This is a genomic window from Aliiroseovarius lamellibrachiae, from assembly GCF_018599245.1.
GTDB lineage: Bacteria > Pseudomonadota > Alphaproteobacteria > Rhodobacterales > Rhodobacteraceae > Aliiroseovarius > Aliiroseovarius lamellibrachiae.
This window is the reverse complement of sequence record NZ_JAHEVJ010000001.1, coordinates 489,536-508,957: the sequence shown is the minus strand read 5'-3', so window position 1 is coordinate 508,957 and position 19,422 is coordinate 489,536. Positions and strand designations below refer to the sequence as shown.

The following is a 19,422-nucleotide window of genomic DNA, read 5'->3' as shown; positions in this document are numbered from 1 at the left end:
CCATGACGCGCCGTATCTATGAACCATATGCCTATTCAGATGCGGCGCGGACAGAGTGTATCTGGCCCCTGCCCGACCACCCGTGGCCTCAACTGAACGGCGACATCGTCAGCGAGGTTGCGGTGATTGGCGGCGGCTATACTGGTCTGTCGGCCGCTTTGCATCTTGCGCAATCCGGTGTGTCGATAACCCTTTTGGAAAGCGAAAAACCCGGTTGGGGGGCCTCTGGCCGCAACGGGGGGTTTTGCTGTGTAGGCGGCGACAAGCTTGGGTTCACTAAAATCGCAAAACGGTTCGGGAACGAGGCCGCAAAGGCCTATTTCGCCACCCAATGCGACGCGATCAATCTTGTTCGCAAACTATTGGAAACACACGAAATTGACGCCGACACACATTCAGATGGGGAGTTACAGCTGGCCCATCGACCACAGGCGATTTCCGACCTGAAATCAGAGGCAGAGCAACTGAAAACCCTGGGGGTTTCCTCACAGTTCCTTCCCGGTGATGCCCTTGCAGAGCGTGGAATGTCTGGCACGTTTCAGGCGGGCCTTCATGTCCGTTTAGGATTTGCCTTAAACCCAGGAAAATATGTCTTCGGTCTCGCCCGTGCAGCCCAGTCGGCTGGTGCAGACATCCGCGCGCACAGCCCGGTCACGCGGATCACCCGCGAAGGGGGAAGCTATGTTCTTCATGCGCGCACTGGCACGCTGCGGGCAAAAAAGCTCATTCTTGCAACAAATGGATATTCATCCGATGACGTGCCCAATTGGCTGCGTGGCCGTTACATGCCGCTGCAATCCAATATACTTGTCACACGAGTTTTAAGCGATGAAGAGATAGCCGCCCAAGGCTGGACCACCGATCTCATGGCGTATGACACCCGAAATTTGCTTCATTACTTCAGAATGTTACCCGGCAAACGCTTTCTGATGGGAACGCGCGGAAATATTTCTGCCAGTCCGCAGGGACAGCGTCAGATGCGAGGACAAATCAAACGAGACCTGTCAGCCCTATTTCCCAAATGGGCCCATGTCGAGACCCCAAACTTCTGGTCTGGACTGGTCAGCCTGTCGCGGGATCTCCTGCCGTATATCGGCCCCATTGGGCGCTGGGAGAATGCCTGGACCGGGATGAACTATCACGGCAATGGCCTCGCGATGAGCACCTGGGCTGGCGCACAATTGGCCCAGCTGGCGATGGGGGAAACCGCCGGGTCACAGGTTCATCAAAGCCCGCTGAAACGCTTTCCAATGGCAGGGTTCCGACGCAATTATTTACATGCGGCTTTTTTGGGGTATCGGCTGATTGATGGCCCTGCGCCGTCATCCCCCGAAGCGTGAAACCGGCGCAAAGCCCGATCACGAGCTGCTGGACAACAGGTCTTTATAGGTCTCTCGCATCACGTTTTTCTGCACCTTACCCATTGTATTACGCGGCAGCGCGCCAACAATGATCACCTTTTTGGGCTGCTTAAACTTGGCCAGCATTCCTGACAGGCCTGCCATCACATCCGCCTCGCCAATCTCGGCCCCGTCTTTGGGGACGACAACAGCCACAACGCCCTCACCAAAATCGGCATGGGGCACGGCAATAACGGCGCTTTCCAAGACACCGGGCAGATCATCAATCAGCCCCTCGACCTCTTTTGGATAGACATTAAAGCCACCGGTAATGATCAGGTCTTTGCCGCGTCCAACAATGGTCACATAGCCCGCGTCATCCACAAACCCAAGATCCCCCGTGATGAACCACCCATCGGGGCGCAACTCTTCTGCGGTTTTTTCCGGCATCTGCCAATAGCCGGCAAAGACGTTGTCACCACGCACTTCGATCACGCCGATCTCGCCTTTTGGCAGCGCATCGCCCGTATCCGGGTCCACCACCTTCAGCTCCACCCCCGGCAAAGGAAAACCAACGGTGCCAGCCCGGCGATCCCCGTCATAAGGGTTCGAGGTGTTCATATTGGTTTCGGTCATACCGTAGCGTTCCAAGATCGCGTGCCCGGTGGTGGCACGCCATTGGTCATGAGTTTCGGCCAGCAGAGGGGCAGACCCTGACACAAACAGGCGCATATTTGCCGCAGCCTCGCCCAAACGAGGGTCTTTCAAAAGGCGGGTGTAAAAGGTCGGAACGCCCATCAATGCCGTGGCCATTGGCATGGCGCGTAACACCGCATCGGCGTCGAACCCACCCATAAAGATTGCCTGTGCACCGGCCATCAAGGTCACATTGGTCGCCACAAAAAGCCCATGGGTATGGAAAATTGGCAAGGCATGGATCAACACATCTTGGTCCGTGAACTGCCAATAATCACGCAAGGTCTCGGAATTCGATGCGAGCGCACGGTGCGTCAGCATCGCCCCCTTGGACCGCCCAGTGGTGCCGGATGTGTAAAGGATTGCGGCAAGGTCCAGAGGGCCACGCGCGACCGCCTCGAACCCCGGTGACATCGCATCACGCGCGGGCAACAATGTGCCGGAACTGCGTGTTCCCAAGGTCAAGACATGCGCCACACCAGCGGCGGTGGCAACCGGTGTCATCAGGTCTAAACGCGTCGGATCACAGACAAAAACGCGCGGAGCAGCATCACCGAGAAAATAGGCGACTTCGTCAGGCGTATACCCGGTGTTCAACGGCAAAAAAACCGCCCCTGCCAGCAGAGTTCCGACATAGAGCTCCAGCATCGGGACCTCTTTGGGGGCTTGCACCGCCACTCGGTCTCCCGGCACAACACCAAGCCCAACCAACATCGCAGCCATACGCTCTGCATTGTCCCAAAACGCGCCGAAACTTATCTGATCGCCACTGGTAAAATCGGTTAAAAACACCGCATCGTGTCGCCCATCAGAGGCTTTGGATATCGCATGGGCAAGATGGTTCTGACTGTACATTTTGCGTTCTCGTTTTGTTAAATCCGAATATCTGTCGGTTATCCGGGCGTGACAACCGGGTCAATTGGGCGATTTGGCCCGCCCATGGCATCTTCAATCCATTTGGCGGTTGCAAGCACTGTCGCCTCACCGCGTGGCGGGCCGATCAATTGCAATCCCACGGGCAAGCCGTCATCTGACCAGCCAACAGGCACCGAAACAGAAGGCAGCCCGGCAGTGGTCGCCAAAAAGGCAAAGCGCAGCCAATCCATATATCCCGTCAGGGTTTTCCCACCGACTTCACGCACCCATTCTTCGGATTGCGCATGGGGCATATTTCCCACCACGGGACAGGCCACAACATCATACCCGCTTAAGAACTGACGCATATTGTCATAGATAACAGAGCGGCCAAGCTGTGCTTCGGCAAAATCCGTCGCCGTCAGTGACATCCCATAAGCAAGGTTTTCGGCCAATGTTGGTTTGAAGCTCTGGGTCAAGGATTTGGGGGCTTTGGCAAAATTTGCGGCCCACATTAAGCCGCGCAATTGGTGATAGGTCCGCTCAAGATTGGGCAACGCCGGACAAGCCTCGTCTACATGCGCCCCAGCCCGTTCAATCAGACCCATTGCGCGCGACAAATAACGTGCCATATCCGCATCCACAGGTGCAAACCCATCCAGGTCTGGTGCCCAGGCGATGCGGGGCCGGGACACTTGGTCAAGCGCATCCTGATAGGACGCCACAGGCTTGGGAAAACTGATCGGAGAGCGACTGTCAAATCCCGTCATTGCATCCAAAAACAACGCACAATCTGTGACCGAACGCGCCATTGGCCCCTCCACACCTTCACCGATGAACCCGGTCACGGATCCACGCGCGACCAAGCCCGGCGAGGTCCGCAACCCCACGATGCCGCAATAGGCCGCCGGGGTGCGCAGGCTGCCACCGTGATCAGATCCGTGGGAAAGCCAAAATGCGCCTGTCGCAAGCGACACCGCAGCGCCGCCCGAGGACCCACCCGCATTCAGACGTGTGTGATAGGGGTTCAATGTTGCCCCAAAGACATCATTATAGGTATTGCCCCCGGCACCAAATTCAGGCGTGTTGGTCTTGCCCATGACCAGCCCCCCCCGCCCCTCCAGCCGCAAAACCAACGGATCACTGTCCGTGGGGATATTTTGTGCCAACGCTTTTGTGCCAAAGGTCGATCGCACCCCCGAAACAGCGGTTAAATCTTTGATCCCAATTGGTAACCCGGCCAGCCAGCCGGGATCATCCACCTTGCGCTGTAGCCCGCTCGCATGGGTTCGGGCGCGTTCAACGCACCGGGTTGGAACAGCATTTACATCCGGATCCACCTGCGCCAATCGCGCATCAGCCGCATTGATCAGCTCTTCCGGGGACAGCTCCTTACTCTTGAGCAACCGCACCACGACATGCGCCTCTAATGCGCAGAGCTCTGAGCCTGTGAAAGCCATTTTTCTCTCCCGTTTTGGATAGTCTAACGCTTTGGGATCAGGTTTCAATTGGATCGGTACGGTTACAAGCCTTCGGGTGGTGGGGGACATTTGAGTGTGCCAAAATCTGAGCGTGCCAAAAGCTGAGGGGCCTTAAAACGAGACAACCAGCTTGCCGCTGTGCAGCCCCCCCCAACAAAAAAGGGCGGAGTTTCCCCCGCCCTTTCAACAGTCAGTAATGTTGCGTTATTTCTGAGTGATGCGGTTATCCAGTTTTGGCGTCACAGGCCCCATTGCGGCCATATATTCGGCCGTCACATCCGCCAGATCAGGACCATAATCATAGGCGTGCTGAGCATCCCGGAACATTTTATACCCGTCACCACCATTGCGCACATAGTTGTTGGACACGACACCATAGGTTTTGGCAGGGTCAATCGCCACAAATGCGTCCCCTTCCATCACCATCACGTCTGACACCCGTTCGCCAGCGGGTTTCGACACATCGAAGCTGAACTTCAGACCGGCAACCTGTGGGAACCGACCCGCACCTTCTTCGTGCTGGCTCACACCGTTCTCAAGAGCGGCGACAATGGTTGCCCCATCCACTTGAAAGGTCGACAACGTGTTTTGGAACGGCAGGACCGTCAGCACTTCCCCCATGGTCACATCGCCCGCATCGATGGATGCCCGGATACCGCCGCCATTTTGGATCGCAATCTGCACGCCCTGATCTTTCACCCGCGCAAGCATCGCATCGGTAATGATATTGCCCATCGCACATTCCGCAGCACGGCAAGAACCGCGCTCGCCATCAATTGCCTCAGCAGCGCTGGCAACCACTTTTGATCGGATTTCTTCCAACGGAAGAGCCGCCTCTGCGATACGTGCTTTCGTGGCGTCATCTTCTGCAACGCCACCGTCCATGATGATCGGTTCGCCTTTGGCTTCTTTAATGTTTCCATCATCGTCAAAGGTCACATTCAGCTCGCCAAGGAACTTGCCATACGCATAGGCCGACACAATTGCGGTGTTGCCGACCATGGTTGGATATGGCCCCTCGGCACGCTCATTTGTGTTTGAAAGCAGCGTGTTGGTGTGGCCACCGACAATCACGTCGACACCCGTGGTGCCCGCCGCAACCTTTTGGTCAACGCCGTAGCCCGAGTGGCTGAGCACGATGATTTTGTTCACACCTTCGGCGGTCAGCTTATCAACTTCGCCCTGAACAGCACCCACCGGATCAGTAAAGATCACATTGGCACCGGGGGACGCCAGCTCATCCGTGTCTTGTGGCGTCAGGCCAATCATGCCGATTTTCTCGCCGCCACGCTCAATCACAGTGGATTTCGCCAATTTACCGTGCAGCAAAGGCTCGCCTGAAACATCGGCATTGGACATCAGCACGGGGAAATCCACAGCGTCCATGAACCCACGAAGAACCTCTGGGCCATCGTCGAATTCATGGTTGCCGACGGTCATCCCGTCATAGCCCATTTTGTTCATCATCTCGGCAGCCAGTTTGCCTTTATAATAGGTGTAAAACAGCGTGCCTTGGAATTGATCGCCACCGTCCACCAGGATCGAGTTGTTTGACCGCGCGCGCGCATCCGCAAGTGCGGTGATCAAACGGGCCGAGCCGCCAAAGCATTTGCCCTCGGTGTTGTCCTCTGCCGAGCAGCCGCTGTCGTATTTCGAAATCGGCTCAAACCGCGCATGGAAATCATTGGTGTGCAAAATGGTCAGCGAATAATCCGCCGCCGCCATACCGGATGTCATGGCCAGCGCACCGGCCGTCGTCAAAAATCGTTTCAACATGGGAACCCCCCTGAATGTGGTCCAAATTTTATGATGGGCAAGAGTTGCGCGAGTCGGGGGGGCTTGTCAAAGCCCCTACACGATGCCGCAACGGCAACCTTTGACAGGAATGGTGTTTTTTTGCTGACAGATCTTGTTAACAATCCACAGCTCAGCCTATCATACGACAATAACTCTCCGCCCAAATCGGCAAGATACATAGAGGTGAACATGCAACGATATCGGCGTGATATGCGCGGCCATGGCGCCAATCCCCCCAATGCAAACTGGCCACAGGGCGCCAAAGTCGCGGTGCAATTCGTGCTGAATTACGAAGAAGGTGGCGAAAACTGCGTCTTGCATGGTGACGCCGCATCCGAAGCATTTCTCTCCGACATTCCAGGGGCCGCGCAGTGGCAAGGGCAACGCCACTGGAATATGGAAAGCATCTATGAATATGGCGCGCGGGCCGGGTTTTGGCGGCTGCATCGCCTGTTTACCGGCGCGGGCATTCCGTTGACCATCTATGGGGTCGCCACCGCCCTCGCCCGCAGCCCCGATCAAGTGGCCGCAATGAAATCCGCCGAATGGGAAATTGCCAGCCACGGGTTGAAATGGGTTGAACATAAGGACATGCCCGAAGACGAAGAGCGCGCTCAAATTGCTGAAGCGATCCGATTGCACACCGAAGTGGTCGGCACCCGCCCGCGCGGCTGGTACACAGGACGCTGTTCGGAAAACACAGTTCGCCTTGTCGCCGAAGAAGGTGGTTTTGACTATATATCAGACACTTACGATGATGACCTCCCCTATTGGCTAGAGCTTGGCGCGCAAGACCAATTGATCATCCCCTATACACTCGAAGCCAATGACATGCGCTTCGCCACAGCCCCCGGCTGGGTCACCGGGCGCGATTTCGAAGACTATCTGACCGATGCCTTTGATGTGCTTTACGCAGAAGGTCAGGCCGGGCGCCCCGCGATGATGACCGTGGGACTGCATTGCCGCCTGATCGGACGCCCCGGAAAAATTGCCGGGCTAAAGCGCTTTATTGATCACATCCAATCACACCCCGGTGTCTGGTGTCCGCGCCGGATCGAGATTGCACAGCATTGGGCAAAAACCCACCCGCACCGGCGCATCGAACGCCCCAGCCAGATGGCGAAAGAACGGTTTATCACGGCATATGGCGGCATTTTTGAACATTCCCCTTGGGTCGCTGAACGCGCCCATGACCTTGAACTCGGCCCTGCCCACGACGGCCCGGCAGGCGTTCACAATGTGCTATGTCGGGCGTTTCGCACGGCAAGTCTGACGGAACGGCTGGGGGTGTTGAACGCGCACCCGGATCTTGCAGGAAAGCTCGCCCGAGCTGGCCGATTGACCGCCGAGAGCACGTCCGAGCAATCGACAGCCGGGCTTGATATGCTCACCGATGAAGAACGTGCAAGCTTCACCGCCCTCAACACTGCCTATATGGAAAAACACGGGTTTCCCTTTATCATCGCGGTGCGCGACCACAGCAAAGCCTCTATCCTGGAAGCGTTCCGTCGTCGGATCGGCCAAGATACGGACGCCGAGTTTGACGAAGCCTGTCGTCAGGTAGAACGCATCGCAGAATTTCGCCTGATGGACGCGTTTGCATGACGATTATCGCCCAGCCCCTCACCGCAGACGCCTTTGCCCCCTTTGGGGATGTGCTGGAGCTGGCAGATCGCGACAGCCTGACCATTAATGCAGGCATGTGCCAGCGCCATCACGACCTGGCCCAACTGGACTTTGGGTCTGGCCGGGCCGGCATTAGCCTGTTTGACGGCAAACCGCGTCGCTTTCCCTATGAACTGGATCTGGTGGAGCGTCATCCCGAAGGGTCACAAGCCTTTATTCCGATGAATGGGGTGCCTCTTTTGATAACTGTCTGCGCGAATGAAAGTGGGACCCCCGGCACGCCACACGCGTTCATCATGCGGCCGGATCAAGCCATCAACCTGCATCGCGGCACTTGGCACGGGGTGTTGGCGCCACTAGACCGACAGGGGCTTTTTGCGGTGATTGACCATATTGGTACGGCGCCCAATCTGGAAGAACACCGCTTTGATACCCCGTGGATTATCGTCTCGTCCCAACCAGAAACTCCGCTCTAGGGGCAGCGATTGCAATCATTGCTTATTGCCCTTATTTATCACGCCAAATCGCGCCCAAACACGCATTGGACAGGCCATGAAGGCGACCATCGAAGACCGGATTGAAAAGACCATACAAGAAGCCATTGCCGAACGTCGTCTGCCGCCGGGCACCAAACTGGGCGAGCAAGCATTAAGCGACATGTTTGCCTGCAACCGGGCCAATGTACGCCGGGCGCTGGCCTCTTTGGCTGCGCAAAATGTGGTAGATTTGATCCCCAATCGCGGCGCTTTTGTGATCTCACCCTCGCCCAAAGAAGCGCGGGATATTTTTCAAGCGCGCCGCGCCATTGAGCGCACGGTATTGCGGCAGGCCTGCACGAACCTGAAACCCGAAGATTTGGACGACCTGAACACGATTTTGCGCGACGAAGACGACGCCCGCTCGGACGGCGACACCCCCCGCGCGCTACGCCTCTCCTCGGCCTTCCACCTGCGCATTGCTGAGATCGCCGACAACGCTGTACTGCAACGATTTTTGGCGGATTTGACCATGCGCTCTGCCTTGATCATCGGGCTTTACGGTGCGAACGAAGGGACCAATTGCGACAAGGGCGAACATGGGCGCATTGTGACCGCTTTGGCTGCCCGAAATGAGGCACAGGTCTTGGCTGAAATGGATCGGCACCTGTCACATCTCGAGGCAGATTTGCGCTTTGATCCTGCGCAGGACAGGCCCGCTGCCCTGCGCGATTTGCTGATGCGCGAGTGATCAACCAAAGCTGAGCGGCATGTGCCGGTTGACATCCTTATAGAGAAGATAGCGAAACGGCCCCGGCCCCCCCGCATAACAAGCCTGCGGACAAAAGGCGCGCAGCCACATAAAATCACCGGCCTCCACTTCGACCCAATCCTGATTAAGCCGGTAAACCGCTTTTCCTTCAAGCACATACAACCCATGCTCCATCACATGAGTTTCGGCAAACGGGATCACGCCACCGGGCTGAAACGTCACGATATTGACGTGCATATCGTGGCGCAGGTCGGTTGGATCCACAAAGCGCGTGGTGGCCCAGGCGCCGTCGGTGTCCGGCATCAATGTGGGGGCAACATCCTGATCGCTGGTCACAAAGGCGTCCGGCGCATCCAGCCCCTCAACCGCGTGATACGCCTTGCGCACCCAGTGGAATTTGGCCGGTGCTTGCCCTGTCGCGCGCAACGTCCACTTTGCTGCCGGCGGAAGATATGCATAGCCACCTTCGACCAAATCATGCGCAATCCCATCAATGGTCAGGGTCAACGCCCCCGCAACCACAAACAACACGCATTCCACGTTTTCATCGGACTCGGGCCGGTCAGACCCACCGCCGGGCTGCACCTCTGCGATATATTGCGAAAACGTCTCGGCAAAACCAGACAGCGGGCGTGCAATCACCCAAAACCGAGCGTCCTCCCAAAACGGCAAGGCCGAGGTCACAATGTCGGAAAATGTACCTTTGGGTATCACCGCGTAAGCCTCGGTAAACATGGCGCGATCGGTCAGAATTTGCGTTTGCGGCGGCAGCCCGCCAGACGGGGCATAATAGGTGGGTTTGCTCATGGTGGGCCTTTTCAAACTGCATGTTTCGATATCTCAGCACATTGTTAACAAATTCTCCTGCCGAGCCAACCCAATTCCACATTCCAGCCGCTCAAGCCGCGGCGTGACCTTGACGTAGGGCGCCCTGCTTGGCATGTGATCCCCATGCTGATTTACAAAATCCTCCGGGCCCCGGAATGGGCCGCGTTTCAAGCCGCCGGACGCACCACCGGCGCGCCCGTTGATCTGGCGGACGGTTTCATCCATTTTTCAACAGCTGATCAGGCCCAAGAGACGGCGGCAAAGCATTTCACAGATGAGCGTGACCTAACCTTGGTGGCCTTTGACGCAGATGCCATGGGCGAGGCCCTGAAATGGGAGGTCTCGCGCGGTGGCGCGCTGTTTCCGCATTTGTTCCGCGAATTGAAGATCAGCGAAGTGTCTTGGCATTGCGCCTTACCGCTTGGCAAAGACGGGCATGAATTTCCGAAGGATATGCTATGAACATCGTTGAAAAGCTTGCCATCAAGGCCCTGCATCAAGTGGACCCCGAACGCTCGCACGCACTGTCCATTATGGCGCTGCGGGCGGGCGTTGTGCCTTTGGTTGGGGATGTGACCAGCGAGCGGCTCAGAACCAATTTTTGCGGGATGGACATGCTGAACCCCGTGGGTTTGGCGGCTGGATATGACAAAAATGCACAGGCCGTTGCACAACTTTGCCAAGCGGGGTTTGGTTTTATCGAAGTGGGCGCAATCACCCCGCGCGCACAGCCCGGAAATCCAAAGCCACGTTTGTTTCGCCTGACGGACGACAAGGCTGTGATCAACCGGTTTGGCTTTAACAACGAAGGGATGGAGGCCGCGAATGCGCGTTTAGCACGTCGTGATCGCCGCCGCCCTGTGCCTGTTGGCCTGAACCTTGGCGCCAACAAAGACAGCGATGATCGCGCCGCTGATTTTGCAAAAGTACTGGAATTCTGCGGCCCAAATCTAGATTTTGCGACGGTCAATGTCTCCTCCCCCAACACCGAAAAACTGCGGGATTTGCAGGGGGCGGATGCACTTCGGGGGCTTTTAAAAGGCGTTCAGGATGTGCGTGGCGGGCTTGAGAAATACATCCCCATCTTTTTGAAAATCGCCCCGGATCTGAGCGACGATGAGCTTGCGGAAATCGTTGATGTGGCGCTTGAGGTGAACATCGACGCGGTGATTGCAACCAACACCACATTATCGCGCGAAGGTTTGAAAAGTGCACATAAATCGGAAATGGGGGGGCTTTCTGGCCCACCATTGTTCGAAAAGTCTACGCGCGTGCTGGCAAAACTAAGCCAGCTGAGTGACGGGAAACTCCCTTTGGTCGGCGTTGGCGGCATTGCATCCGCCGAAGATGCCTATGCCAAAATCCGCGCGGGCGCCTCGGTGGTGCAGCTTTACTCCGCCTTGGCCTATCACGGGCTAAGTTTGGTGGAAGAGATTGCCCGCGGGTTGGACGATCTGTTGGCGCGCGATGGGTTTGATCACGTCAGTGATGCCGTTGGCACCGGGCGCGAGGCATGGCTATGAGTGACATCACCATCTGGCACAATCCGCGCTGTTCAAAATCACGTCAAACACTGGCGCTGATCGAGGACAAAGGCGACGTGCACATCCGCAAATATTTGGACGATGCCCCCAGTACAGAGGACATCCGCACCGCCTGTCGGCAATTGGCCGTTGCCCCAATCGACATCATGCGGACCGGCGAACGCCTGTTCAAAGAGCTGGGGTTAAGCAAAACAGATGCGGAAGACACGCTGATCAAAGCCATGGCCGCACATCCCATTCTGATCGAGCGCCCCATTGTATTTCACGGTGGCAAAGCCCGTATTGGCCGCCCGCCTGAAAGCGTTTTGGAGATCCTTTAAGACGGGTCCGCCTGAACGCTGCGTTCGAGTGCGGGGTAGCGCAAAAACAATGTGATGCCGCGCATGGTCAGGCTGATCAAAAGCGCAATCCACAATCCGTGGTTCCCATAGATGGGCATCAACAAATACAGCGCAACCGCATAAGCAAGCGCTGAAATTGCCATCATATTGCGCATGTCCGCCGAACGTGTGGCGCCGATGAAAATCCCATCGAGCATCCAGCTTGGCCAGCCCAAAATGGGTGATAACACCATGTAAATCAAAAAGACTTTCGCAACCACACGCACGTCTTCAGCGGTGGTCATAAGATCAATAATCCAAGGTCCAAACAGCCAGAAACACAGCCCCATCGTGATCGCGATCCCTGCCGCCCAATAGCTGGCCATCACAGATGCCCGCCGAAGTGCCCGCCGATTGCGCGCACCAACCGCTTGGCCCACCAGCGCCTCAGCCCCGTAAGCGAACCCATCCATCGCATAGGCGGTGACAGTCAAGAATTGCAAAAGCACCTGATTGGCGGCCAGCTCAACGTCCGAAAACGAGGCCCCAACAAAGGCGAAACTGACAAAGATCGCTTGCAGCAAAAGTGACCGGATCAAGATATCGCTGTTCACCACGGCCATGCGTTTCAAAATCACCCGATCAAGAATGCGTTTGGGGTTGGCCCAGCCGGGGATTTGGAACGCATCGCGACACAGGTAAAGGCCAAACGCCAGCCCGCTCCATTCTGCGATCAACGTCGCAAAGGCCACACCGCCCACGCCCCAGCCCAGCCCAAGCACAAACCAAATATCCAGCAAGATATTGATTGCGTTCATTAAAAGTTGAAGCCACATCACCCCGCGGGCGCGTTCAATCGCGATCATCCATCCGGTGATCGCATAAAGCCCCACCGCGGCCGGGGTCGAGAAAATGCGGATTTTCAGATATGTGCGCGCGAGGCTCTCCACCTCTGGCGAAGCAGGGGAAGCTTGTAAGGCGGCCCAAATGAGCGGAGCTTGAAACACAATCATACCCAGCCCGACAACAAAGGCGATCATCAAGGCGCGCATCAGCATGGCGGATGTTTCCAACCGGTCACCCGACCCGTAAACCTGCGCGGTCATGCCCGTTGTGCCCATGCGCAAAAAGCCAAACACCCAGATCAGCGCAGACAAGACCCACGCGCCAATGCCCACAGCGCCAATCGGGGCCGCTTCGCCCAGCTGACCAACAACGCCCGTGTCCACCACACCCAAAATTGGCACAGTGATATTGCCCAGCACAATGGGCACCGCCATGTGCAGGATACGTTTATGGGTGATCTCTTGCGAGCTTTGGCGGACGGGCTGACCCAAGTTACCCTGCGAGGTTTGGCATTAGAAAATGCCCGGTCGCTTGGGCGAAAAGCTTGGTGCGGTTGTCTTGCCAGGCTTCGACATGCACAGAAGCGTAGCGCCGACCAGACCGCACAACCCGTGCACGCGCATAGGCATCACGCGGCAGGCCCGATCTTAGATAATCTATTGAAAAGTCGATGGTTTTCGGCAGGCGACGCAGGGCCTCATCCTGCAGATAAGTTTGATCAAGCGCACCGGCTTCCATATCCGCCCAAAGCCCAACCCATGTCAGTTCAATCACCGCTGCCGTTTCCAAAAAGGCCGCTGTCACGCCGCCATGGATCGCAGGCAGCATTGGATTGCCGATCAGCTTGTCCGCGAAGGGAAGTATGGCCGTCAGCTCATCCCCATGTCGTTCAACTTCGATCCCGAGAAAACTGATGTAAGGCACGCCATTGACCAGCGCCGACAAGGTGCTGTCGCGGCGATGCTTGATGACTTCTACGGGTTCAGGACGGGGGCGTTTGGGGGCCGTGGTCATGACAAAGCCTCGGTTGATTTTCGGCTCGGGTCACCGTCTGCGGTGAAGGCGCCGGTTGCCGTTGCTACGGGGCGGTTTTCATCCTCGTCCAAGGCCACCGCGCGCACAAATGCAACCGATCGGGTGACATTATAACAGGTCGCTTTGGCGGTGATCCTCTGCCCCGGCGTGGCGGGACGCATGTAATCAATGCGCAAATCGATGGTGGCGGTGATGGCGGGCGCCTCTGGGTGGCTCATCACCGCGGCCCCGCAACAGGTATCCATCAAGGCCGAGACCGCCCCACCGTGGATCACACCGGTGCGCGGGTCGCCCACAAAACGGTCGTCATATGGCATAGAAATGGTCGCCTCGCCCTCTCCGATATCAACCAAACTCATGCCCAGCGCACGACAATGGGGAATGGCTTCGGTAAACCCGCGCGCAATTTCCGCTTTCTTTTCGGGCGTGAGGTCGTTGGTCATACGCTAAATTCCATCTGGTTTTGTCCGTCGTGGTGCCGCCTTTTATTGGCTCTTGCAATTCAATGAGCAAGCCCCTAGTTTGCACTTGCGAATTATTCTCAATTGCAAGAAGACATCAATATGGCCACCTCCACCGCCACCCTGTCGTCCTTTGGATCCCTGCGCCCCAAACGCCTGTTGGTTTTTGCCATTATGGTGGGTTTGGCCGCTGCACCGGGGGAATTGGGCAGCCTGACCCGCAAGCTAATGACCGATGCCTATGTTCAGGTGTCCGTATTTGTTGCGGCGACCTTGCTGATTTTTTATGGGGCGGAGCGCGTTTTTAACTTCAACATCGGCAACGCGCTTTCCAATTCAAAGATGGCTCAGGTGCCTCTGGCCGCTTTGCTCGGATCCACCCCTGGCTGTGGCGGTGCGGTGGTGGTGGTTGCGGCTTATAGCTCGGGTCATGTTGGGTTTGGCGCAGTGGTCGCCACACTGACCGCAACCATGGGCGATGCGGCATTTTTGCTGATTGCCACCCGACCAGAGGCGGCTTTGGTGGTATTGCCCCTGTCTTTTGTTGTTGGGATCGTTTCTGGCTGGCTGGTGGATCGCTTCAACACAATCGAGTTTCGTGCAAGCACCACGACCGCCTGTGATCTGGCCCCGTTAATCGGGAGGTTGCGCGTGCAGGACATGGCCTATCTGGCCTTGGCAATTCCGGGATTTATTGTCGGGGCAGCCCAATTGGGTCAGGTGACGATTGACCATATCCTTGGTGTGCCAATTCTGTGGATCGCTCTGGCCGGAACACTGCTGGGCTTGTTCATCTGGTCCACATCCGCCTTGATGGCCATGACCCATGCTGATGACCATCCGCTGACGCGTATGGCAGAGGAAACCAGCTTTATCTCGGTCTGGGTGATTGGGGCCTATCTGGCCTATGAATACATCGCAACATTTGCCGGCATAGATATTGCGCATATGTTTGAAACCATCGCCCCACTGTTGCCTTTGATCGCAATCCTGATTGGCTTCATCCCCGGGTGTGGGCCGCAGGTTCTGGTGACAACCCTGTATTTGAACGGCGTTGTCCCCTTTGCTGCCCTGTTGGGGAATGCCATTTCAAATGACGGGGATGCTCTGTTCCCGGCCATCGCCCTCAATCCAAAAGCCGCAATGGTGGCCACGATCTATTCCGCAGTGCCCGCATTGATCATGGGCTATGGCTTCTATTTCTTCGCCCCCGGCTTTATGAACTGAGCAAAAGCAAATCATTCCCTTTTGCCGGGGGGGTAGTAATACCAAATTGCACCCCCGCCCCCAAAGCTTTAGGTTTGCGGCAACCACAACCTCAGGGATGCGACATGTCCGACGACCGCCTGAACTTTAAGGAAATGTGCGCCAAGTTCGACGTGACCCCGCGCACATTGCGTTATTACGAGTATATCGAGCTTCTCAGCCCAGAAAAAGAAGGGCGCTCTCGCTATTACACACCGCGCGAAGTGGCCCGCATGACGTTGATTCTGCGCGGGCGCCGGTTTGGGTTTTCCTTGGAAGAATTGCGCCAATGGCTTTTGATCTATGATGAAAAAGGCACTGATGCGCAAAATCAGGCCTGGGTCGAACTGGCGGATCGTCAGCTTTCTTCATTGCGCACGCAATATGCGGAATTGTCAGAAACGATCGACGATTTACAAAAGCTGCGCGATGACGTGCAGACACTCGTGAAATAATCCGCGCCGCGACCCAGGGCTTTCAATCAATGACATCTTGGGTGGAAAACCCGCATTGTTCAGCCATCTTGCCATAGGCAGCGGTAAAGCCGGACATCGAGAACTCGCCCGCAATTTCCCCATCCAACGTGACCCAAAGCGTCCCGGCCCGGCGCATCGTTTGCAGCAGTCCCAAACTGTCCCCTTGATGGGCGCGCGCATCTGCATACGCGAGACCTTCTTCGGTAAAGCCCGCCTGGACAAACCCTTCTGTGCGCCAATCGGCATCAAATTCAAACATCACCCGCTGCCCGTCCTGTAAAAAGGTAGGGTAATGGCGTGCGGCCGTCTCGTGCATATAAGGTTGTGGGTAATAGCTGGGCGGCCCGGCATCGCCATTAGACTGTTCCAACCGCAACGACGGCATCCCGTCACCGCCGGTCCACGCCGTACAGCTCACGCGCAAATCTTCGCCCGTGTCGATGCTTTCTGCGGCCACATGCCAATCTTTGTAATCCCAATATTCCGTTTCGGCCTGCGCCGCCCCCACGCCAATCCCCACAAAAACCACCCAATAGAATCGCATCCAATCCCCCTCTTTGGCCTGCTCAGCCACTCTACCAGACGCGGCAAAGTGGAGCTGTTTGATATAAAACAGTCGCGATCCCAAAAGGCCAACAGCAAAATACCGCTCATTTCATCCCATTTTTAGAAAATGACGTTCCGTTACGGCAAGGAAAGTTGACGCCACGCAATTGAAATATTTGACGTCACGTTACATTTACGTAAACGTAAACCTATGAAGTAAACAAAACCGGTCAGAGCAATCGGCAGGTCGGCAATCCCGCCCCCTGCCCCAAACAAACGGACCGGTGTCTTGAAGGGATCGAATTCAGAAATGACCGACGACCTTATGAGCATTCGTCAAATGTGTGACGCCTTCGACGTCACCGCACGCACCTTGCGCTTTTATGAAGCGAAAGAGCTGTTGGCCCCGGTGCGCGATGGCCAGAAACGCCTGTTCACCAAACGCGACCGCGCCCGGCTTAAGCTGATTTTACGCGGCAAACGCTTTGGGTTCGCGCTGGAGGAAATCCGCCAGCTGCTCGACCTTTACGATATGGGCGATCAGCAACAAACCCAGCTGACGCGCACCTATGAGGTCGCGAAAAAGCACTTGAATGACCTGCAAAGCCAACGTGCCGAGCTGGATGAAGCCATCGACGATCTGACAGAACAACTCAATTGGGCAGCCAAAGCCATCGCTGCTTTTGAAAACGGCACCAAATAAGCCAGAACCAGAGGATCCACATATGCCCAGCTATACCGCCCCCACCAAAGATATGGCGTTTGTCCTGCACGAAGTGTTGAAAACGCATCAAAGCGACGTTCCCGGTTACAGTGATCTGGAACCCGAATTTACCGGGGCCGTGCTGGAAGAAGCGGGCAAGCTGGCCAGCGATGTGCTGACCCCTTTAAATGTTGTGGGCGACCGGGAAGGCTGTCGTTTGGAAAACGGGGTCGTCTATACGCCCACCGGGTTCAAAGCAGCGTTTGAGCAGATGAAAGACGGCGGGTGGACCGGGCTTGATATGCCCGAGGAATTTGGTGGGCAGAATATGCCAGCCGTTCTTGGCACCGCTGTCGGCGAGATTTTCTCTGGGGCAAACCAAGCCTTTACCATGTATCAGGGCCTGACCCACGGTGCGGCCTCGGCCATCCTTGCCCACGGCACGGACGACCAAAAGGCGACCTATCTGCCGAAAATGATCAGCTGCGAATGGACCGGCACCATGAACCTGACGGAACCGCATTGCGGCACCGATCTGGGCCTGATGCGCACCAAAGCGGAACCGCAGGAGGATGGATCGTATAAGGTGTCCGGCCAAAAGATTTTCATCTCGGCCGGTGATCACGACATGTCTGACAATGTGATCCATCTTGTGCTGGCAAAAATCCCCGGCGGGCCAGACGGCATCAAGGGCGTGTCGCTCTTTATTGTTCCGAAGTTCAACCTGAACGACGATGGATCGGTGGGCGCGCGCAATGGTGTGTCGGTTGGCAATATCGAAAAGAAAATGGGCATCCACGGCAATTCAACCTGCGTGATGAACTATGACGAGGCAACCGGGTATCTCTTGGGCGATATGCACAAAGGCATGCGCGCGATGTTCACCATGATGAACGAAGCGCGTCTTGGTGTGGCGATGCAGGGTCTGGCACAGGCCGAAGCGGCGTACCAAAACGCCGTGATCTATGCCAAAGACCGCCTGCAAGGGCGCGATGTGACCGGGGTGAAAAACCCCGATGGCCCGGCTGATCCGCTGATTGTTCACCCTGATATTCGCCGTTCCTTGATGGATCAAAAGTCCTTTATCGAAGGCGCGCGCGCATTCCTTTTGTGGGGCGCACAGCTGATTGACCAATCCCACCGCGCGGGTGATGAAGAGGCCGAGGGGCTGATTTCTCTGATGACTCCGGTTCTGAAAGGCTTTCTGACCGATCAGGGGTACGACATGACTGTTCTGGCGCAACAGATCTACGGTGGCCACGGCTATATCGAAGAAAACGGCATGAGCCAGTTCACCCGTGATGCACGCATTGCGCAGATTTACGAAGGTGCCAATGGCGTTCAGGCACTGGATCTGGTGGGCCGCAAACTGGCCGCTGGTGGCGGAAAGCCAATCATGGGTTTCTTTGAAATGATCAAAGCCTTCTGCAAAGAACAGGGCGAGGATGAGGCGATGAGTGATTTCATCGAGCCTTTGAAAACCGCGTCCAAACACCTGCAGGCCTCGGCAATGTTCTTCATGCAATCAGGCATGAAAAATCCCAATGATGCGCTGGCAGGCAGCTATGATTTCATGCACCTCTTTGGTCATGTCTGCCTTGGCTTTGTCTGGGCCAAATCCGCCCGCGCCGCATTGGACGCCTTGGAAAATGGCGCCTCTGACGTGGCGTTTTACGAGACCAAGCTGGCAACAGCGCGCTACTATATGGCACGCCGCCTGCCGGCCACCGCCATGCATCTTGCACGCATTGAAAGCGGGGCATCGACGGTGATGGCACTGGACGCAGAACAGTTCTAACAGGAGACACACATGGGACCACTTGGCAAAGCTCTTTCCGCACTTTCGACATTGCTGATTTTTGTTTGTATCGGCGCATTAGCTTGGTGGGGGATGTCAACCATTTCGACCGACCCGACGATCGCAACCAGTGTTGAAGGAATTGAGCGGGGACAAGGCTGGATGACGGGATCAGCAAAAGTAGCGCTTGTTGCCGCCGTTGGTTCTTTTGTCAGTGGTTTTCTATCGAAAAGGATAAAAAATGGCAAAACGCTTTAAACTCACCCGTCGGTTCCCCTGTGCCATGACAGAGGATGGATATCGCCGGTTAAAGCGTTTTGCATCTGAGGCGGGTCTGGACGAAGGCGAGGCATTGTCGTTTCTGTTTGAGCATTTCGACAGTGTCACACACCAGGAAAACCTGACCGCGCGCTTGCGCTTGTTCAACTCTGAACTGGATGCGCGCAAACGCTAAGACATCGCCCGGCGGCACCGAAAGATGCCTCCGGCGGGGATATTTCTGGAAAGAGGAAAAGGGCCGCCTCCTTCCTCTTTCCAGAAATATCCCACAGGGGTCTGGGGATGTGAAATCCCCAGC

The 19,422-nt window shown here is 56.3% G+C and carries 21 protein-coding genes; 13 read left to right on the top strand and 8 right to left on the bottom strand.

Annotated features, from left to right (window positions below; translation table 11 throughout):
- The first annotated feature begins 2 nt into the window (after window positions 1-2).
- Window positions 3-1,340, top strand: coding sequence for an NAD(P)/FAD-dependent oxidoreductase (locus tag KKW20_RS02555; protein WP_214565782.1), 1,338 nt, complete (start codon window positions 3-5; stop codon window positions 1,338-1,340).
- Window positions 1,341-1,358: 18 nt separating this feature from the next.
- Here KKW20_RS02555 and KKW20_RS02550 read toward each other — a convergent pair whose 3' ends face one another.
- The 3 genes from KKW20_RS02550 to KKW20_RS02540 all read right to left on the bottom strand — a co-directional run bounded on the left by KKW20_RS02550 (window position 1,359) and on the right by KKW20_RS02540 (window position 6,148).
- The gene (locus KKW20_RS02550) at window positions 1,359-2,891 is read right to left on the bottom strand and encodes a malonate--CoA ligase (protein WP_214565780.1); all 1,533 of its coding nucleotides are present in this window, start codon (window positions 2,889-2,891) and stop codon (window positions 1,359-1,361) included.
- Window positions 2,892-2,929: 38 nt separating this feature from the next.
- A complete protein-coding gene (locus KKW20_RS02545) occupies window positions 2,930-4,351 on the bottom strand; it encodes an amidase (protein ID WP_214565778.1) in 1,422 nt (473 codons plus the stop codon).
- Window positions 4,352-4,576: 225 nt separating this feature from the next.
- Window positions 4,577-6,148, bottom strand: a complete 1,572-nt coding sequence (locus KKW20_RS02540) for a bifunctional metallophosphatase/5'-nucleotidase (RefSeq protein ID WP_214565776.1) — start codon at window positions 6,146-6,148, stop codon at window positions 4,577-4,579.
- A gap of 210 nt (window positions 6,149-6,358) precedes the next feature.
- On the opposite strand from KKW20_RS02540, the gene puuE reads away from it, so the two are divergent.
- The 3 genes from puuE (at window position 6,359) to KKW20_RS02525 (ending at window position 9,022) form a co-directional block, all read left to right on the top strand.
- Window positions 6,359-7,774: an allantoinase PuuE gene (gene puuE / locus KKW20_RS02535; RefSeq protein ID WP_214565774.1), complete on the top strand. Its 1,416-nt coding sequence runs from the start codon at window positions 6,359-6,361 to the stop codon at window positions 7,772-7,774.
- On the top strand, window positions 7,771-8,271 hold the full coding sequence (locus tag KKW20_RS02530) for an ureidoglycolate lyase (protein ID WP_214565772.1): 501 nt from the start codon (window positions 7,771-7,773) through the stop codon (window positions 8,269-8,271). The genes puuE and KKW20_RS02530 overlap by 4 nt, the downstream gene beginning before the upstream one ends.
- Before the next feature lie 76 nt (window positions 8,272-8,347).
- Window positions 8,348-9,022, top strand: a complete 675-nt coding sequence (locus tag KKW20_RS02525) for a GntR family transcriptional regulator (RefSeq protein WP_214565770.1) — start codon at window positions 8,348-8,350, stop codon at window positions 9,020-9,022.
- Here the strand turns inward: KKW20_RS02525 and KKW20_RS02520 are convergent, their stop codons facing one another.
- On the bottom strand, window positions 9,023-9,850 hold the full coding sequence (locus KKW20_RS02520; RefSeq protein WP_214565768.1) for a bifunctional allantoicase/(S)-ureidoglycine aminohydrolase: 828 nt from the start codon (window positions 9,848-9,850) through the stop codon (window positions 9,023-9,025).
- 144 nt (window positions 9,851-9,994) lie between these two features.
- On the opposite strand from KKW20_RS02520, the gene KKW20_RS02515 reads away from it, so the two are divergent.
- From KKW20_RS02515 to arsC, 3 genes are read left to right on the top strand one after another with little or no spacing between them, the layout of a single operon-like run.
- Window positions 9,995-10,333, top strand: a complete 339-nt coding sequence (locus KKW20_RS02515) for a DUF952 domain-containing protein (protein ID WP_214565766.1) — start codon at window positions 9,995-9,997, stop codon at window positions 10,331-10,333.
- Window positions 10,330-11,394: a quinone-dependent dihydroorotate dehydrogenase gene (locus KKW20_RS02510; protein WP_214565764.1), complete on the top strand. Its 1,065-nt coding sequence runs from the start codon at window positions 10,330-10,332 to the stop codon at window positions 11,392-11,394. Before KKW20_RS02515 ends, KKW20_RS02510 begins: the two co-directional genes overlap by 4 nt.
- Entirely contained in the window at window positions 11,391-11,735 is a 345-nt protein-coding gene (arsC, locus tag KKW20_RS02505; protein ID WP_214565763.1) for an arsenate reductase (glutaredoxin), read from the top strand. Before KKW20_RS02510 ends, arsC begins: the two co-directional genes overlap by 4 nt.
- On the opposite strand, the gene KKW20_RS02500 is transcribed toward arsC, so the two are convergent.
- From KKW20_RS02500 to KKW20_RS02490, 3 genes are read right to left on the bottom strand one after another with little or no spacing between them, the layout of a single operon-like run.
- Window positions 11,732-13,015, bottom strand: coding sequence for an MATE family efflux transporter (locus KKW20_RS02500; RefSeq protein ID WP_214566058.1), 1,284 nt, complete (start codon window positions 13,013-13,015; stop codon window positions 11,732-11,734). The two genes, arsC and KKW20_RS02500, sit on opposite strands and share 4 nt — an antisense overlap.
- A gap of 58 nt (window positions 13,016-13,073) precedes the next feature.
- Window positions 13,074-13,595, bottom strand: coding sequence for a PaaI family thioesterase (locus tag KKW20_RS02495; protein ID WP_214565762.1), 522 nt, complete (start codon window positions 13,593-13,595; stop codon window positions 13,074-13,076).
- Window positions 13,592-14,059: a PaaI family thioesterase gene (locus KKW20_RS02490; protein WP_214565761.1), complete on the bottom strand. Its 468-nt coding sequence runs from the start codon at window positions 14,057-14,059 to the stop codon at window positions 13,592-13,594. Before KKW20_RS02490 ends, KKW20_RS02495 begins: the two co-directional genes overlap by 4 nt.
- Window positions 14,060-14,179: 120 nt before the next feature.
- On the opposite strand from KKW20_RS02490, the gene KKW20_RS02485 reads away from it, so the two are divergent.
- Window positions 14,180-15,304, top strand: a complete 1,125-nt coding sequence (locus tag KKW20_RS02485; protein ID WP_214565760.1) for a putative manganese transporter — start codon at window positions 14,180-14,182, stop codon at window positions 15,302-15,304.
- A gap of 104 nt (window positions 15,305-15,408) precedes the next feature.
- Entirely contained in the window at window positions 15,409-15,777 is a 369-nt protein-coding gene (locus tag KKW20_RS02480; RefSeq protein ID WP_214565759.1) for a MerR family transcriptional regulator, read from the top strand.
- Between the two features lie 22 nt (window positions 15,778-15,799).
- Here KKW20_RS02480 and KKW20_RS02475 read toward each other — a convergent pair whose 3' ends face one another.
- On the bottom strand, window positions 15,800-16,342 hold the full coding sequence (locus KKW20_RS02475; RefSeq protein ID WP_214565758.1) for a hypothetical protein: 543 nt from the start codon (window positions 16,340-16,342) through the stop codon (window positions 15,800-15,802).
- A gap of 312 nt (window positions 16,343-16,654) precedes the next feature.
- Here KKW20_RS02475 and KKW20_RS02470 point away from each other — a divergent pair, with 312 nt between their 5' ends.
- From KKW20_RS02470 to KKW20_RS02455, 4 genes are read left to right on the top strand one after another with little or no spacing between them, the layout of a single operon-like run.
- Window positions 16,655-17,047: a MerR family transcriptional regulator gene (locus KKW20_RS02470; protein ID WP_214565756.1), complete on the top strand. Its 393-nt coding sequence runs from the start codon at window positions 16,655-16,657 to the stop codon at window positions 17,045-17,047.
- Between the two features lie 22 nt (window positions 17,048-17,069).
- A complete protein-coding gene (locus KKW20_RS02465) occupies window positions 17,070-18,845 on the top strand; it encodes an acyl-CoA dehydrogenase C-terminal domain-containing protein (RefSeq protein WP_214565754.1) in 1,776 nt (591 codons plus the stop codon).
- 12 nt (window positions 18,846-18,857) lie between these two features.
- Window positions 18,858-19,103 carry a hypothetical protein gene (locus tag KKW20_RS02460; RefSeq protein WP_214565752.1) on the top strand — a complete coding sequence of 82 codons (246 nt, stop codon included), beginning with the start codon at window positions 18,858-18,860 and terminating at the stop codon, window positions 19,101-19,103.
- On the top strand, window positions 19,087-19,299 hold the full coding sequence (locus KKW20_RS02455) for a hypothetical protein (protein ID WP_214565750.1): 213 nt from the start codon (window positions 19,087-19,089) through the stop codon (window positions 19,297-19,299). Before KKW20_RS02460 ends, KKW20_RS02455 begins: the two co-directional genes overlap by 17 nt.
- Window positions 19,300-19,422: the final 123 nt, after the last annotated feature.